This window comes from Pectobacterium carotovorum (genome assembly GCF_033898505.1).
GTDB lineage: Bacteria > Pseudomonadota > Gammaproteobacteria > Enterobacterales > Enterobacteriaceae > Pectobacterium > Pectobacterium carotovorum_J.
The window spans coordinates 132685-148312 of record NZ_JAXAFK010000005.1 but is presented as its reverse complement, the minus strand read 5'-3'; the positions used below and the strand labels follow the sequence as shown (position 1 = coordinate 148312).

Below are 15628 nucleotides of genomic sequence, written 5' to 3'. Positions count from 1 at the left end.
GCAATCCAGACAGAGATAACCCTATTTTAACGCTCAGCGAGGGAAAGCGTCTTTTTAGCGCAAGCACCGTTTACTGCATAAACAGCACCAGCCCGCCAACCGTCATAAAGATAGCACCGCAGACCAGACTAAAGGCTTTGCCATGCTCGGCAAGGTAAGCCCGGAATCGTCCCGCCGTCAGGCTGATAGCCATTTCAACCAGAAACTCTACGGCAGCAAAGGTGGCAACCATCACGACAAATTGCAGTAATGTGTCTTTTGTCGGATCGATAAATTGAGAGAGAAATGCCCCGAAGAATAAGAAGACTTTCGGATTTGCCCCTGCCGACGCAGCACCCTGAGTAAAAAGAGATAACCGATTTATCGATGCGGCCAATGGCGCAGACTCACCGATATTAAACGTCCTTAACCGCCACTGCCGGAAACCCAGCCAGATAAGATACATGCCGCCGGCAAATTTTAGGTAAGTCAGGAAAGAAGGGTACATGTTAAGCAACACGTCAATGCCAAACAGGGACACCGTCATCAACAGCGCGAAGGCCAGTATGCCGCCCAAAACGGTATACAGGGTGATAGCAGGCCCGAATCGAATACTGTGCGTGATGACCAGTAGCGCATTCGGCCCAGGGGTCAGAGCAAGACCGCAACAGGCAAGCGCGAAGTAAAACCATACATGAATATCCATAACATCTCCTCTTTTACAGAGGTATTAGAGCGAACTGTTCAGTGTGAAGAAATGAACAGTTCGGACTAAATCGTGTTGTTTATGGACACTCAGCAAGCCACCCTTTGACGAATGCCATCAGGTCGTCAGGCAATGTCGCCGATGCCTACTCCAGTACCTTCTCCTTCAGCGGGAAGCGGCGGCGCACGACGACAAAGAACAGCGGCACGAAGAAAATCGCGAGGAAGGTCGCAGCCAGCATACCGCCGATCACGCCCGTTCCCACTGCATGCTGGCTGGCCGAGCCTGCGCCGCTGCTAGTCGCCATCGGCAGAACGCCGAAAATAAATGCCAGCGACGTCATCAATATCGGCCGCAGTCGCTGGCGGGAGGCTTCCAGCGTGGCCTCAACCAGCTCCTTCCCTTTCTGATTCATCTCGTTGGCGAATTCCACTATCAGGATGGCGTTTTTCGCCGATAGCCCGACTACCGTCAGTAGCCCAACCTGAAAATAGACATCGTTTTCCAGACCGCGCGCCCAGGTTGCCAGCAGCGCCCCCAGCACGCCCATCGGTACCACCAGCATGACGGAGAACGGCACCGTCCAGCTTTCATACAGCGCGGCCAGACACAGAAACACCACCAGCAGAGAAATCGCATACAGCGCGGGAGCCTGCGCCCCGCTCAATCGCTCCTGCAACGACATGCCGGTCCACTCTAAGCCAAAGCCTTCCGGCAGTTTCGCCACCAGCGATTCCATGACCGTCATGGCGGTACCGGTACTGACGCCCGGCATCGCTTCACCGACAATCTCCAGCGAGGAGTAACCGTTGTAACGCTCAAGACGCGGCGAGCCGGTTTCCCAGACGGTTTGCGCAAACGCGCTGAACGGCACCATGCCGCCACGGTTGTTGCGCACATACCATTTGCTGATGTCGTCCGGCAGCATACGGAACTTCGCCGCCGCCTGAACGTAGACTTTCTTCACTCTGCCACGGTCAAGGAAATCATTAACATAGGTCGAGCCCCAGCCCGTTTTCAGCGTGCTGTTAATGTCATCCACCGACACGCCCAGCGCCTGTGCTTTACGCTGATCGATATGAATCCGCAGCTGCGAACTGTCATCCAGACCGTTGTGACGCACGCGCGTCAGTTCGGGATTGCTATCAGCCATGTTTAACAGCTGATCCCGTGCGGCCATCAGCGCATCGTGTCCCAGCCCCGCGCGATCCTGTAACCGCATGGCGAAACCGGCAGCGCTACCCAGCCCGTTAATTGACGGCGGGCTACTGGCAAACACGCGCGCTTCCTGAATATGACGAAAGGCTTTGGTCGCGCGTTCGATCACCGCAAACGAACTGCTCTCCGGCGTGGTGCGTTCGTTCCAGTCTTTAAGACGTATAAACAGCCGCGCCACGTTTTGCCCGTTTCCGCCCGGCCCCGAGCCAATGGTGGAAAACACGGACGTTACCGTGTCTTTTTCCTGCGTGAGATAATACTGCTCGATCTTGTGGACCACCTGTAAGGTCTGCTGCTGCGTCGACCCTGGCGGTAGCTGCACTTGAGTCGTGAACACGCCCCGATCTTCCTGCGGCAGAAACGAGGTCGGCAGCCGAAAAAACAGGAAAGCCATAACGCCGATGATGCCCATATACAACAGCAGCCAGCGTCCGCTGCTGATCAATATCTTGCCGACGCCGCGCTCATACTTCAGCGATGTGCGAGTAAAGCTCCGGTTAAACCAGCCGAAGAACCCTTTACGGCCATGATGTTGGCCTTTAGCGAGCGGTTTGAGCAGCGTCGCGCACAGCGCAGGCGTCAGAATCATCGCCACCAGCACCGACAGAATCATTGAGGTCACAATCGTGATGGAGAACTGACGGTAGATCGCGCCCGTGGTGCCGCCAAAGAAGGCCATCGGCACAAACACGGCGGATAGCACCAGCGCAATCCCCACCAGCGCGCCCTGCACCTGTCCCATCGATTTTCGCGTCGCGTCCCGTGGCGAGAGCCCCTCTTCGCTCATCACCCGCTCCACGTTTTCCACCACCACGATGGCATCGTCCACCAGCAGGCCAATCGCCAGCACCATCGCAAACATTGTCAGGGTGTTCAGGCTGAATCCACAGGCGTACAGCACGGCAAACGTACCGAGTAACACCACCGGCACCGCAATCGTAGGAATCAGCGTGGCGCGGAAATTCTGCAAGAACAGGTACATCACCAGAAAGACCAACAGCACCGCTTCAAACAGGGTTTTTACCACATCGGTGATAGAAGCTTTAACAAAGGGGGAGGTTTCGAAAGCAATTTTGGCTTCCAGCCCGTGCGGAAAATAGCGTGATAGCTCATCGATACGTTCCCTGACGCGCTTATCCGTTTCCAGCTCATTCGCGCCAGACGCCAGCGTCACCCCCAGACCAGAAGCGGACTGGCCGTTGAAACGGCTGAGAAAATCGTAGCGTTCGGCACCCAGTTCGACTTCTGCAACGTTAGCTAACGTCACAGCGGAGCCGTCCTGATTGACGCGCAGCGTGATATCACGGAACTGCTGTGGCGTCTGTAACAGGGATTGTGCGTTGATCGTCGCGTTTAGCGCCTGATTATCCACCGACGGTACACCGCCGACTTGTCCTACCGAAACCTGGCTGTTCTGCGATTCGATGGCCCGTACCACGTCGCTGGTGGTCAGCGCATAATCCATCAGCTTGGCCGGATCCAGCCAGATGCGCATCGCATACTGCGATCCATACGCAGAAACCTCGCCCACCCCGCTGATACGGCTAAGCGGTTCCTGAATATTCGTCGCGACATAATCAGCGATATCCTGCTTGTCCATGCTGCCATCGGTAGAGACAAACGCGACCATCAGGATATTGGTATCGCCCGTTTTACTCACGGTGACGCCCTGCTGTTGGACTTCCTGCGGCAGCTTGCGGATAGCGGATTGAAGCTGGTTTTGCACCTGCTGGCGGGCTTCATCGGGATTGGTACCCGCCTCGAAGGTCAGCATGACGCGCGCTTGCCCGGTATTGCTGCTGTCCGAGGACATGTACATCAGGTTATCCAGCCCGGTCATACTCTGCTCAATAACCTGTGTGACGGTATTTTCCAGCGTCTGCGCCGATGCGCCGGGATAGCTCGCCGTGATCCGCACGCTGGGCGGTGCCAGATCGGGATACTGTTCCAGAGGCAATGACTTGATCGCCAACATACCGCACAGGCTGAGAAGGATAGCCAGCACCCACGCAAAAATAGGACGGTCGACAAAAAAGTTCGCCATCTCTCCAACACTCCTCAGCCATATTTTAACGTGGCTACTTTATGAGCAGCCTACTTATAATCGAACAGCATCGGGTTCATTCAACCCAGAGAAAACCCTGCATACCAGGTAATGCCGATCACTTCAGCATGGGTTTACTCGCCCAGTTCCTGTGCTCGCCCTGACGGGCTGCCACAAGTGGCATTTAAAATGCGTTTGCATTTTATAGGGGGAAACACGGCGATGGGGTTCCCGTAGGGATGCCTCACACCGTGGTAGCCCCCGGCATCTCGATCTTGAAACGACCGACATCATGCATACAGCGTGCCGAATTACCTTAACTGCCGACATCGGCTAAATCGTGGAGAAATTGAGGAGAAAATGTAAATTATCGTCGGCTAGGCCTGAGCAAACGCGATCACCTGCTCGGTAAAGGCATCGGGATGCGAGATAAACGGCGCATGCGCGGCCTTTGGAATCACCACCGAGGTCGAGTTCGGCCACTGCGCATCTAGCAACCCGGCAACTTTGCGCGGAACCAGCCCGTCTAGCGCACCATAGAGCCGCAGGAACGGCACGGCCAAGTCGGCTAACGGCTGGCGTAAGTCGGCTTCACGCAATATGGCCAGCCCGCCGTTTAGTACCTCGACTGACGGCATTGGCTGTTCCAGCACCACGCTTTTTAATAGTCGAGCATCCTGCCGTGCGCTCTCCGTTCCCAGCGTTTGCAGCGCCAGAAACCGCTCGACCGTACGCTGAAAATCTTCACTGAGCTGCTGCTGGAACCCCTGCAATACGTCCGGCTTGATACCTGGCCAGCCGTCCTGTGCGCTGAAACAAGGAGATGACGCCACGGTAATCAGCTTTTCCACCCGCTCAGGTGCGAGCAGCGCAATCTGGCTGGCAACCAGTCCGCCCAGCGACCATCCTAGCCAGACGGCGCGTTCCGGTGCCTGCGCCAGCACGATGTTCGCCATATCACTCAGCGACATCGGCCCAAACCCCTGACTTCTGCCATAGCCCGGCAGATCGACCATATGCAAACGAAAATGCGGGGCGAGTCGCGCAGTAATGCTTTGCCATACCTGCGCATTCAATCCCCATCCGTGCAGCAACACAAGATCCGTATTTCCTGCGCCTTCGGTCTGCCAATACAACGCTGCCATCAGTTATCTTCCTTCTTCAGGACACCCCTTCACGTTTGCGCGGGGTCAATATATTTCAGGGAAAACGATCGTTATCGTTAAGGAAAACAATGTTAACCATCTCCGCACGCTGCTGGCTATGCTTATTGCCGCTTCATCACGGCCAGCAGGGTATTTGCTCGTACTGCCAGCGCCATTTGCCTCGCTTGCCTACCTGCTGCCCGCGCTGTGGCTTGCCCTCCGGCGACACAACGCGTCAGTGCGGGCGCTGCCTGCAAAATCCGCCTCCCTGGCAATCCATCACCTTTATCAGCGACTACGTGCCGCCGTTTAACACGCTGCTGAAGCAGTTTAAGTTCCACGGTAAAACCGAGCTGGCAGCGGTGCTCGCCCGGCAGCTATTACTGCGCTGGCTGATGACCTACCGCGAGCGGAAACTCACCGTACAGGTTCCCCTGTTCCGCCCTGACCGCCTGTTCACCGTTCCCCTGCACCGGAACCGCCAGTGGCGCAGGGGCTTCAACCAGACCGAGTTGCTCGCCCGTCCTCTCGCCCGCTGGCTGAACTGTGCTTACGAGCCCCGCGGATTGCAGCGCACCCGCCGCACGCCGCTACAGCAAACGCTCAGCGCCAGCGCGCGGCGGCGAAACCTGCGGGGCGCATTCTCGTGTGATATCTCGCTGTCTGGGCAGCAGGTGGTTTTACTGGATGATGTGGTCACGACGGGCAGTACCGCCGCCGAAATCAGCAGGCTGCTGCTGGCTCAAGGTGCAGCGGGCGTTCAGGTCTGGTGTTTGTGCCGAACCTTGTAGTCGGGGGGAGGATGGGCGTATTATAACCGATAAGTGCAGTCAACTATCGAGCTTACTATTATGATCCGTATTACCGATGCTGCTCAGGAGCATTTCCTGAAACTGTTGGCAAAACAGGAAGAAGGCACACAGATTCGCGTATTTGTTATCAATCCAGGTACGCCAAACGCCGAGTGCGGCGTCTCGTATTGCCCGCCGGATGCCGTAGAAGCCAGCGATACCGTACTGAAGTTTGAAAAGATTTCCGCTTACGTGGACGAACTCAGCGCACCTTACCTGGAAGACGCTGAAATTGACTTCGTGACCGATCAGCTAGGTTCTCAGCTCACGCTGAAAGCGCCAAACGCCAAAATGCGTAAAGTGGACGACAGCGCTCCGCTGATGGAACGCGTTGAGTACGTGCTGCAATCGCAGATCAACCCACAGCTGGCTGGCCACGGCGGCCGCGTAACGCTGATGGAAATTACCGATGACGGCATGGCGATTCTGCAATTTGGCGGCGGCTGTAACGGCTGTTCTATGGTCGATTACACGCTGAAAGAAGGGATCGAGAAAGAGCTGCTGGAAAAATTCCCTGAGCTGAAAGGCGTGAGAGATCTCACCGAGCACCAGCGCGGCGAACACTCCTACTATTAATCCCCTCTCCTGCTGATTTATCTTTCTGCTTCCTCTCCGACTCAGGGGAGGAAGCGTATTCGTTCTGCCTTAGGCTTTCTGCGCTTTCATCGGTGCGCCACGACGCAAATCCATATCCCGAACCAGCCGTTCAAGGCAGCGGTCAGCGAAGATCGACTCTAGCGGACGCGTGAGCTTGCGCCGCCAGTTGGGGTATTCACGATTAGTACCCGGCACATTGACCGGCGTAGCCATATCCAGCCAGTCTTCCAACTGGAATCCCACCAGTGCGCTTGCACTATCGGCGACATAGCGATGAACGCCACGACTCAGCGGTGCGCCCATTGTCGTCAGCGCCGAGTTGCGGCCAACCCGCTGCGGCAATAGCCCGAATTCGTGCAACGCGTTGAGCAGCCCCTGTTTCGCTTTCTCACGCTGCTGCATTTGTTCTTGCAGTAACGCTTCCGTCGGGTACAGCCCCAGCTCCCGCCCCAGCGATAAATCCACGGTTTGCCAGTAGCCGCGCAGCGTCGGGAGATCGTGCGTCGTAATGGTTGTCATGGCCTGACGCGGGTAGTCTTCCGGTGCGCGGAAATGGTTCTCATCGTCCTTTTCAAAGAACAGCACCTTGTAAGAATAGATACCGTAGTCATGCAGCTTGCTGACAATTTCCGGCGGCACCGTGCCTAAATCCTCACCGATAATCAGGCAGCGATGGCGCTGGCTTTCCAGCGCCAGCACCGCCAGCAGATCGTCAACCGGATAATGTACGTAAGCCCCGTTGCCTGCCGACGCCGCCTTAGGGATCCACCACAGACGCAAGAGCGCCATCACGTGATCGATACGCAGCGCACCACAGTGCGCCATGTTGCTGCGCAGGACATCGATAAACGGTTGATAGCCACGAAGCTGCATCATGGTGGGGTTCATCGGCGCGAGCTGCCAGTCTTGTCCCTGTGGCCCAAGCGGGTCCGGCGGTGCGCCGATAGAGGCATCAAGGCAATAGAGCTGCCGTTCGTCCCAGGTTTCCGCGCCGCCCTGTGCAACCCCAACGGCTAAATCACGATACAGACCGAGCGGCAGGCCAAGCTGTTTACTGTGCGCATAGCACTCCGCAAGTTGCTCATGCGCCACCCATTGCAGCCAACTGTAGAACGTAATCTCATCGCTGTTTTCACGGCGGAATGACTTCACGGTTTCACTGTGCACGTCATGATAACTGGCTGGCCATTGGTGCCAGTCTGCGTAGTTCTCGCCCTGCTTTTTCAGGTAAGCCTGCAACGCATCAAACGTCGCCTGAAGTTGCAGGCTCTGCCCACCGCTGACGACAAACTGACGAAAGGCGCTGATGCGCGGGTCCAGCGCGCTGCGGGTCGTAAAGTAGCGGAACGCCAGCCGTAAGGCAGCCAGCTTAAGCGCCGTCACCGGTTCATAATCGACCCAGCGCCCCGCCCGTAACGCGGCAACCGCACTTTGCGTATCCTCGCGGTGCCACCATGCCTGCGCTTCCTCACTCTGCTGAAAATCATCAATACGGTTCACATCGATATAAATAATGTTCAGCCAATGTCGGGAGGAAGGACTATAAGGGCTTGCGGCCTCTGGCAGCGCGGGATACAGCGAATGCAGCGGGTTCAGCCCCACAAAGGCACCGCCGCGTCGGGCAATCTGCTCCACCAGTTGGCGCAGGTCGCCAAAATCCCCGACGCCCCAGTTGTTCTGCGAGCGCAAGGTATAAAGCTGGACGGTCACGCCCCACCAGCGTTTTCCCTGCTGTAAGGCTTCAGGCTCATAGCAGCGGTGCGGTGCGACAATAATCCGGCAGCTCCAGCGCTGGTCGGCCTGCGTCAGCGTCAGGTAGTGGTAACCCAGCGGCAGCACGCCCGGCAAAGCCAGCGTTGAGCCGCCCGTTATCTGTCCTTGAATTTGACCGCCGTTTTCATACATCAGCGTCCAGAGGAATTCACCGTGACCAGCAAGCTCGATGATCGCATCCCGGCCCTGCAAAAAGACACGAACAGGCGGCAAGGGCGCATTGCCGCTATCAGAAACGTCCATCATTGCCTGAATCTGATTTCTGATTGCGGCCGCAACAATGTGCTCTTTGCCATAGGCATCGGTATAGCTTTCCGCGATGCCTGTCTGCTGGCTTGCCAGTTTATCCACCTTGAACACCCTCTCCTTTTCCTAACGATGCGCCTGCCAAATGCGCGTCTGGTAATCATGAATCGCCCGGTCCGAACTGAACATCCCCATTCTGGCGGTATTCAGCACACAGCGACGCGTCCATTCATCCGGCTCACGGTAAAGCGCATCAACACGCTGCTGCACCTCGCAATACGGTGCAAAATCGGCCATTAACATATAGGGATCGCCCAGCTTCAGCAGGCTATCCAACAGCGGGGCAAACGCGTTTTTATCCCCCTGACTGAACGCGCCGCTCGCTAGCTCATTCAGCACTTCACGCAGCAGAGGCGTCACGGCAAGGTAGTCAGACGGCTCATAGCCCTGCGCCTGTAACGCTTTTACCTGCTCGACGGTGTGGCCGAAAATGAACAGATTGTCTTCACCGACCTGCTGCGCCATTTCCACATTCGCCCCGTCCAACGTGCCGACGGTCAGCGCACCGTTCAGCGCCAGCTTCATATTGCCCGTGCCGGATGCCTCTTTACCTGCCGTTGAAATCTGCTCAGACACATCCGCGGCAGGAATCATCCGTTCAGCCAGCGATACGCGATAGTCCGGCGGGAAGACGACCTTCAGGCGATCGTTAACGCGGCGATCCTGATTAATGACCGCAGCGACCCGGTTAATGGCGTAAATGATGTTTTTCGCTAATACATAGCCCGGCGCCGCTTTGGCACCGAACAAAAAGACGTGCGGCACTATATCCAGATGCGGATTGTCACGCAATTGACGATATAGCGCGAGAATATGAAGCAGATTCAAATGTTGGCGTTTGTATTCATGCAATCGCTTGATTTGCACATCAAACAGCGCCTGCGGATCGATAACAATGTCGTACTGCTGGCGCAGGTAGGTTGCCAGCTGCGTTTTATTATCGGCTTTGATTTGTCGATAGCGCTCACGAAAGCCGGCATCGTCAGCATAGGGCTCCAGCCCTTGCAGCGCGGGTAAATCATTCACCCACGGCGTGTGCAGCGTGTCGTCGATCAGCGCGGACAGCGCCGGGTTACACTGTTTTAGCCAGCGGCGTGGCGTAATGCCGTTGGTGACGTTATGGAATTTGGTCGGCCACAGCTGGTGGTATTCAGGGAACAGATCTTTCACCACCAGTTCCGAGTGCAGCGCCGCCACGCCGTTGACCGCAAAACAGCTGACGACACACAAGTTTGCCATGCGAATCTGGCGCTGATGGCGAATCGCGAGCTTCGCCCATACCTGCCGCTCGCCGGGCCACTTGTCCTCAACCTGCGCCTTAAACTGCGTATCAATTTGCCGAATGATAGACAGGTGGCGAGGCAGCAGGCGGCCAAACAGCCGTTCGTCCCAGCGCTCAAGCGCTTCCGGCATCAGCGTATGGTTGGTATAGGCGAAGGTACGTCCGGTTATCGACCAGGCGTCATCCCACGGTATCTGATACTCATCCAGCAGCAGGCGCATCAGTTCAGGGATCGCCAGCGTCGGGTGAGTATCATTAAGCTGGATGACTTCGTAATCCGGCAGCGTGGACAGCGCGCGCCCCGCGTTAAGATGGCGGCGCAGAATGTCGGCCACCGAACAGGCGCAGTGGAAATATTGCTGCATCAGGCGCAGGCGTTTGCCCGCCGCATGATTGTCATTCGGATACAGCACGCTGGTCAGGCTGCTGGCGGAAACGCCCGCCTGAGCCGCACGCAGGTAATGCCCTTCATTGAATAACGTCAAATCAAACGGATCGCGATGCGTCGCACGCCACAGACGCAGCGGCTGCGCGGCGCCGTTGTGATAGCCAATCACCGGCAGGTCGCAGGCTTCGCCTCTGAAAACGGTATCCGGCAACCAGCGCAGGGTGCCGTCCGTCTGGGGTTGCGGACGCCCGCCAAACCCGACATCCACCGCCAGCTCCGCGCGCGGTACAAACCACGGATAGGCGTCACGCTGCCAGTCATCGGCGGTTTCCTGCTGCTTTTCTTGCGCAAAGTGCTGACGAAACAGGCCATACTGATAGTTGAGACCATACCCCGTTGCAGGCTGCCCCACCGTCGCCATCGAATCCAGAAAGCAGGACGCCAGCCGACCTAATCCACCGTTGCCTAAGCCCGGATCGGTTTCCTGTTCAAGGATATCGCTCAGGTTCAGCCCCTGCTCGGCGAGCGCGGCAGCAACGGCGTCATACCATCCCAGATTCAGCAGGTTGTTGCCCGTCAGGCGACCGGGCAGAAACTCCATCGACAGGTAGTTCACATGGCGCTGAGGCGTATTGGTAGTGGAAGACGCTGGCGACGCGGTATGCATCAACAACTGTTCAGACAGTGCAAGGCTGATGGCGCGCCAGCACTGCACTGGCGTCATCGCGTTAAGCGACGCGACGCCACCGAGCCGCTGTTGGCGGCGCAGCGCGGTGGCAAATTCTGATGCATCAAAGGCAATGGCGGGATGAGAGGAGGAAACAGGCTGCGTTGAAGCATCTGGCTTTCTTGCAGCCGCAGAACGTGTTGACGAACCTGATCGCTTTGTAGAACCCGACTTTCTTGAAGAATCTGACATCGTGCCTCCTCCGTTGTCCGTCATGGAAAAGGCACATCGGGCTCAACACAACTCCAACTGTACCTTATGTTGTTCAATGATTTTCAGTACGCTGGGCGGTGGTGACTGATCGGTAAAAAGATAGTCGATCAAATCCATGTTGCCCAAATTCACCATCGCATTACGGCCAAATTTGGAATGATCCGTCACCAGCATGACGCAGCGAGAATTTTCAATAATCGCCCGTTTTGTGCGCACTTCATGGTAATCAAACTCCAGTAATGACCCATCCATGTCAATACCGCTGATACCCAAAATGCCGAAATCCAGACGGAACTGAGAGATAAAATCCAGCGTCGCCTCGCCCATGATACCGCCATCACGGGTGCGCACTTCGCCACCGGCCAAAATCAGGCGAAAATCCTCTTTTGCCGTCAGCAGCGTTGCCACGTTCAGGTTATTGGTCACCACGCGCAGATCCTTATGCTGCATGAGCGCATAGGCCACCGCTTCAGGCGTGGTGCCGATATCGATAAACAAGGTGGCACCGTCTGGAATCTGGCTCGCCACCCGACGGGCAATGCGCGCTTTTTCGTCCGACCACATCATTTTACGGTCATGGTAGGCCGTATTCACTGAACTGGACGGCAAGGCCGCGCCGCCGTGGTGGCGATGGATTTTATTCTGTTCGGCCAGATCGTTCAGATCGCGACGGATGGTCTGCGGGCTCACCGCAAAATGATCCACCAGCTCTTCAGTACTGACATACCCCTGCCGACGCACCAGTTCAATAATGGCGTCATGCCGTTGTGTCTGCTTCACATTTATCCCCTAAGACGCCCCGGTTTACCGGGGGTTGGTTTTATTATACGTGTCCCAAAAGGCCATCAATAGCCCGACAATCAGCCCAGCCACATGCGCCGCATTGGCGATCGACATGCCTAAAATATCGAAATATCCGGCGACCAGCCACAGTAAAGCGAAAGCCATCAGACTACGCGGCATAGATAAGTAGCCGTCAGGCTCCCTTTCCCCTCGCAGCCAGACATAGCCCATCAGGGCATAAACTACGCCAGACAGGCCGCCAAAATACGTGCCGCTGAACCAAGACTGCGCCCAGCCGCTGACCAGCGCGGAAACCAGCGTGATGACCAGCAGCTTGCCGGTCCCCAACACTTTTTCAACCGGTCCCCCCAGATACCACCACCACATCAGATTGAACAAAATGTGCAGCAGGGAAAAGTGCAACAAAGCATGACTGAACCAGCGCCACAGCTGTAGCTGCTGCCCCTCCGCCGGGAACGCCAGCCACGTCATCACGCTCTCATAGCCTGAAATCTGCATCAGGATAAACACCGCAATCGTCACGACCATCACGGATAGCGTCAGCGGCCCTGCCTTTTGTTTCAGCGTTTGCAGGTAAGAGTAGCGTTGGTATTGAATACCGGTGTCCATCGATCCGGTTTGCCAACTGGCCGCCAGATAGCGCGGGTTCGTCGGGTCACGCAGAAAAATTTCCAGCGCTTCCTGAACCTTGCCCAGTTGGGTTTCATCCTCCAGCCACAGCTCAGCTTCATGCCCCTGGGGCCGCATCTCCAGATGGACCTGCTGCGTACGCATGTAATCAACAAATGCCTGAGCCAGACGCGGGTTGGAGAGAGCAATAACGCGAATCATCATAGCGGGAAGCGCCAGTGGGTGGGTTGAGTTAGGAACATGATAATAAAAATTCTGTCATCGTCATGCGATCAGGCTTGCGCCTGCGTGTCTTGCGGGTAGCGATTTTGCCAGGCTTCAAAGCCACCATCGATACTGTACACCGAATCGAACCCCAGGCTAATCAGGTACTGTGCCGCATTGCGGCTGCTAATGCCGTGGTAGCAAATCACCATGACCGGTGCTTCAAAGTCAGCGCCGCGTACAAAGTCAGAGAGCGTCTCGTTGGTCAGGTGCGTCGCGCCGGGAACATGGGCCGCGGCAAAGCTCTGTGGATCGCGAATATCAACGACAACGCCCCCTTCCTGCCAGCGGGAATGGGCTTGCTCAATACTAATAGCTTCAAATTGTTCCATCGAAAGTGACAACCTTGTTAATAATGGACAGGATGTTAGTAACAACTGGCGTCATTGTAACCCGCCTTCAGCGGCATAAAACCTATATGATTATAAGGTTATTTATAAAAACAGTGCTTCACTAACGTGAAGTGTGACGATAAAAACGGTAACTATATGACACAGACTTACTGGAACCGCATGGTACCTGAACTCACGGTGACGGATTTTTCCGCTTCGATACATTTTTATGTGCACATACTAGGTTTCACCGTAACGATCCGCCGTGAGAACCCAGATTTTGTCTATCTTAGCCTGGGTGAAGCGCAGCTGATGTTGGAAGCGTTTCACGAGGGAGGATGGAAAACAGGGGAGCTAATCAAACCTTTGGGACGCGGTATCAATCTTCAGATTGAGGTGGACGACGTAATGCCCCTAGTAGACAGTCTGGCACATCACCACATTCCGCTTTACCGACCGCTGAGAGATAACTATTACACAATAGAAACTGGCGAAGATAAGACAGAGCCAACCCAAGCCTGCCAGAGAGAATTTCTGGTTCAGGACCCTGATGGCTATCTCCTGCGCTTCAGCCAATATATAGAGCAGTCGTAACCCCGACCGGGCTTGCCGTCCAAGATAGTCCCAAAACCCTTATTATCCCTTATTTTAATGTGACAATTATCATCATATTGTTAGCTCCATCACGCATAAATGTTTTTATTTGGTTAACCATTGGCTGATTTGTTTGTTTTCGATTATTATAATGCTCGAAAACGAACATTTTGATTTATTCGAGGGTGGAGGAAGAAACGTGGAAACCAAAGATCTAATCGTTATCGGCGGCGGAATTAACGGTGCAGGCATCGCCGCAGATGCGGCTGGGCGAGGGTTATCAGTCCTGTTGTTGGAAGCGCAGGATCTTGCCTGTGCCACGTCCTCCGCCAGCTCCAAGCTGATTCACGGCGGCCTGCGTTACCTTGAACACTATGAGTTTCGTTTGGTCAGCGAAGCGCTGTCTGAGCGCGAAACGCTGCTGAAAATGGCCCCACACATCATCTTCCCAATGCGCTTTCGTTTGCCCCATCAGCCGCACCTCCGTCCGGCCTGGATGATTCGTATCGGCCTGTTCATGTACGACAACATTGGTAAACGCGTCAGCCTGCCTGCCAGTAAGGGACTGAAATTCGGTGCGGATTCCGTGCTTAAGCCTGAACTGAAGCAGGGCTTTGAATATTCGGACTGCTGGGTGGATGATGCGCGTCTGGTGGTGTTAAACGCGCAGGAAGTGACAAAACGCGGCGGCGAAGTCCGTACCCGCACCAAAGTCACCCGTGCCCGCCGTGAGCAAGGCGTATGGATTGTGGATGCGGTTGATTCACTGACCGGCGAAACCTTTACCTGGCGTGCCAAAGGCCTGGTGAACGCCACTGGCCCGTGGGTGAAAGAATTCTTTGATGACGGACTGCAACTGAAATCGCCTTACGGCATCCGTTTGATCAAAGGCAGCCACATCGTGGTGCCAAAAGTCCATAACCAGCCGCAGGCGTATATTCTGCAAAACAAAGATCACCGTATTGTCTTCGTGATCCCGTGGCAGGATGACTACTCGATCATCGGCACAACCGACGTGGAATACAAAGGCAATCCGCACGATGTGAAGATCGATGATAACGAAGTTGGCTATCTGCTGGATGTGTATAACGACCATTTCAAACAGCAACTTACACGTGACGACATCGTCTGGACCTACTCCGGCGTGCGTCCGCTCTGCGATGACGAGTCCGATTCTCCGCAGGCGATTACCCGTGATTACACGCTGTCGGTCGATGATGATAACGGCCAGGCTCCGCTGCTTTCCGTATTTGGCGGCAAGCTGACGACGTATCGTAAGCTGGCAGAACACGCGCTGGAAAAACTGCACAAATACTATCCGCAAGCGGGTAAAGCCTGGACGAAAGAAGCAGTCCTGCCGGGTGGTGATATCGCAGGCACACGTGATGACTATGCCGCCGCGCTGCGTCGCCGCTTCAACCTGCCGGAATCACTGACGCGCCGTTACAGCCGTACCTACGGTTCAAACAGCGAACTGATTCTGACAGACGTGAAAGGCCTCGGCGATCTGGGTGAAGATTTCGGTCATGACCTGTATGAAGCGGAACTGCGCTATCTGGTCGAGAAAGAATGGGCCGTCACGCTGGACGACGTCATCTGGCGCCGCACCAAGCTGGGCATGCGCCTGAATGACGCGCAGAAACAACGCATCAGCGACTGGTTAGCCAACCACCGCCAACAGCAACTGGCAAAAGCGGGTTAATCGGCGGTTACCGCAGCGTCTTTTACTGCCGCAAATACAAAAGCGCCGTAGGCAAAAACCTACGGCGCTTTTT

Annotated in this window: 12 protein-coding genes; 4 read left to right on the top strand and 8 right to left on the bottom strand. The window is 55.7% G+C overall.

What is annotated here, in order from left to right; all coding sequences use genetic code 11:
- Positions 1–70: 70 nt before the first annotated feature.
- The 3 genes from R9X49_RS19035 to bioH all read right to left on the bottom strand — a co-directional run bounded on the left by R9X49_RS19035 (position 71) and on the right by bioH (position 5092).
- Complete coding sequence (locus R9X49_RS19035) at positions 71–685, bottom strand: LysE family translocator (protein WP_319849910.1); 615 nt, start codon at positions 683–685, stop codon at positions 71–73.
- A 145-nt stretch (positions 686–830) separates the two neighbouring features.
- Entirely contained in the window at positions 831–3947 is a 3117-nt protein-coding gene (gene acrD / locus R9X49_RS19030) for a multidrug efflux RND transporter permease AcrD (RefSeq protein WP_319849909.1), read from the bottom strand.
- 377 nt (positions 3948–4324) lie between these two features.
- A complete protein-coding gene (bioH, locus tag R9X49_RS19025) occupies positions 4325–5092 on the bottom strand; it encodes a pimeloyl-ACP methyl ester esterase BioH (RefSeq protein ID WP_319849908.1) in 768 nt (255 codons plus the stop codon).
- A gap of 89 nt (positions 5093–5181) precedes the next feature.
- Between bioH and gntX the strand changes: the two genes are divergently transcribed.
- Positions 5182–5883: a DNA utilization protein GntX gene (gntX, locus tag R9X49_RS19020; protein ID WP_319849907.1), complete on the top strand. Its 702-nt coding sequence runs from the start codon at positions 5182–5184 to the stop codon at positions 5881–5883.
- 60 nt (positions 5884–5943) lie between these two features.
- A complete protein-coding gene (nfuA, locus tag R9X49_RS19015) occupies positions 5944–6519 on the top strand; it encodes a Fe-S biogenesis protein NfuA (RefSeq protein ID WP_015842023.1) in 576 nt (191 codons plus the stop codon).
- 69 nt (positions 6520–6588) lie between these two features.
- Here nfuA and malQ read toward each other — a convergent pair whose 3' ends face one another.
- From malQ to glpE, 5 genes are all read right to left on the bottom strand, one after another.
- Positions 6589–8673, bottom strand: coding sequence for a 4-alpha-glucanotransferase (gene malQ / locus R9X49_RS19010; RefSeq protein WP_319849906.1), 2085 nt, complete (start codon positions 8671–8673; stop codon positions 6589–6591).
- Positions 8674–8685: 12 nt separating this feature from the next.
- Positions 8686–11208, bottom strand: a complete 2523-nt coding sequence (gene malP / locus R9X49_RS19005; protein WP_319849904.1) for a maltodextrin phosphorylase — start codon at positions 11206–11208, stop codon at positions 8686–8688.
- Positions 11209–11250: 42 nt separating this feature from the next.
- Complete coding sequence (locus R9X49_RS19000) at positions 11251–12009, bottom strand: DeoR/GlpR family transcriptional regulator (protein ID WP_005969330.1); 759 nt, start codon at positions 12007–12009, stop codon at positions 11251–11253.
- Positions 12010–12033: 24 nt separating this feature from the next.
- The gene (gene glpG, locus R9X49_RS18995) at positions 12034–12867 is read right to left on the bottom strand and encodes a rhomboid family intramembrane serine protease GlpG (RefSeq protein ID WP_319849902.1); all 834 of its coding nucleotides are present in this window, start codon (positions 12865–12867) and stop codon (positions 12034–12036) included.
- 68 nt (positions 12868–12935) lie between these two features.
- Positions 12936–13259, bottom strand: coding sequence for a thiosulfate sulfurtransferase GlpE (gene glpE, locus R9X49_RS18990; protein ID WP_015842027.1), 324 nt, complete (start codon positions 13257–13259; stop codon positions 12936–12938).
- Positions 13260–13415: 156 nt separating this feature from the next.
- Here glpE and R9X49_RS18985 point away from each other — a divergent pair, with 156 nt between their 5' ends.
- Both R9X49_RS18985 and glpD read left to right on the top strand, forming a co-directional pair.
- Complete coding sequence (locus tag R9X49_RS18985; protein ID WP_225181835.1) at positions 13416–13853, top strand: bleomycin resistance protein; 438 nt, start codon at positions 13416–13418, stop codon at positions 13851–13853.
- 199 nt (positions 13854–14052) lie between these two features.
- Positions 14053–15555, top strand: a complete 1503-nt coding sequence (gene glpD / locus R9X49_RS18980) for a glycerol-3-phosphate dehydrogenase (protein ID WP_319849899.1) — start codon at positions 14053–14055, stop codon at positions 15553–15555.
- Positions 15556–15628 lie beyond the last annotated feature (73 nt).

Excerpts from the sequence above, each read along its gene's own strand:
- R9X49_RS19035 (WP_319849910.1), bottom strand. The coding sequence starts at position 685 with ATGGATATTCATGTATGGTTTTACTTCGCGCTTGCCTGTTGCGGTCTT.
- acrD (WP_319849909.1), bottom strand. The coding sequence starts at position 3,947 with ATGGCGAACTTTTTTGTCGACCGTCCTATTTTTGCGTGGGTGCTGGCT.
- bioH (WP_319849908.1), bottom strand. The coding sequence starts at position 5,092 with ATGGCAGCGTTGTATTGGCAGACCGAAGGCGCAGGAAATACGGATCTT.
- gntX (WP_319849907.1), top strand. The coding sequence starts at position 5,182 with ATGTTAACCATCTCCGCACGCTGCTGGCTATGCTTATTGCCGCTTCAT.
- nfuA (WP_015842023.1), top strand. The coding sequence starts at position 5,944 with ATGATCCGTATTACCGATGCTGCTCAGGAGCATTTCCTGAAACTGTTG.
- malP (WP_319849904.1), bottom strand. The coding sequence starts at position 11,208 with ATGTCAGATTCTTCAAGAAAGTCGGGTTCTACAAAGCGATCAGGTTCG.
- glpG (WP_319849902.1), bottom strand. The coding sequence starts at position 12,867 with ATGATGATTCGCGTTATTGCTCTCTCCAACCCGCGTCTGGCTCAGGCA.
- glpE (WP_015842027.1), bottom strand. The coding sequence starts at position 13,259 with ATGGAACAATTTGAAGCTATTAGTATTGAGCAAGCCCATTCCCGCTGG.
- R9X49_RS18985 (WP_225181835.1), top strand. The coding sequence starts at position 13,416 with ATGACACAGACTTACTGGAACCGCATGGTACCTGAACTCACGGTGACG.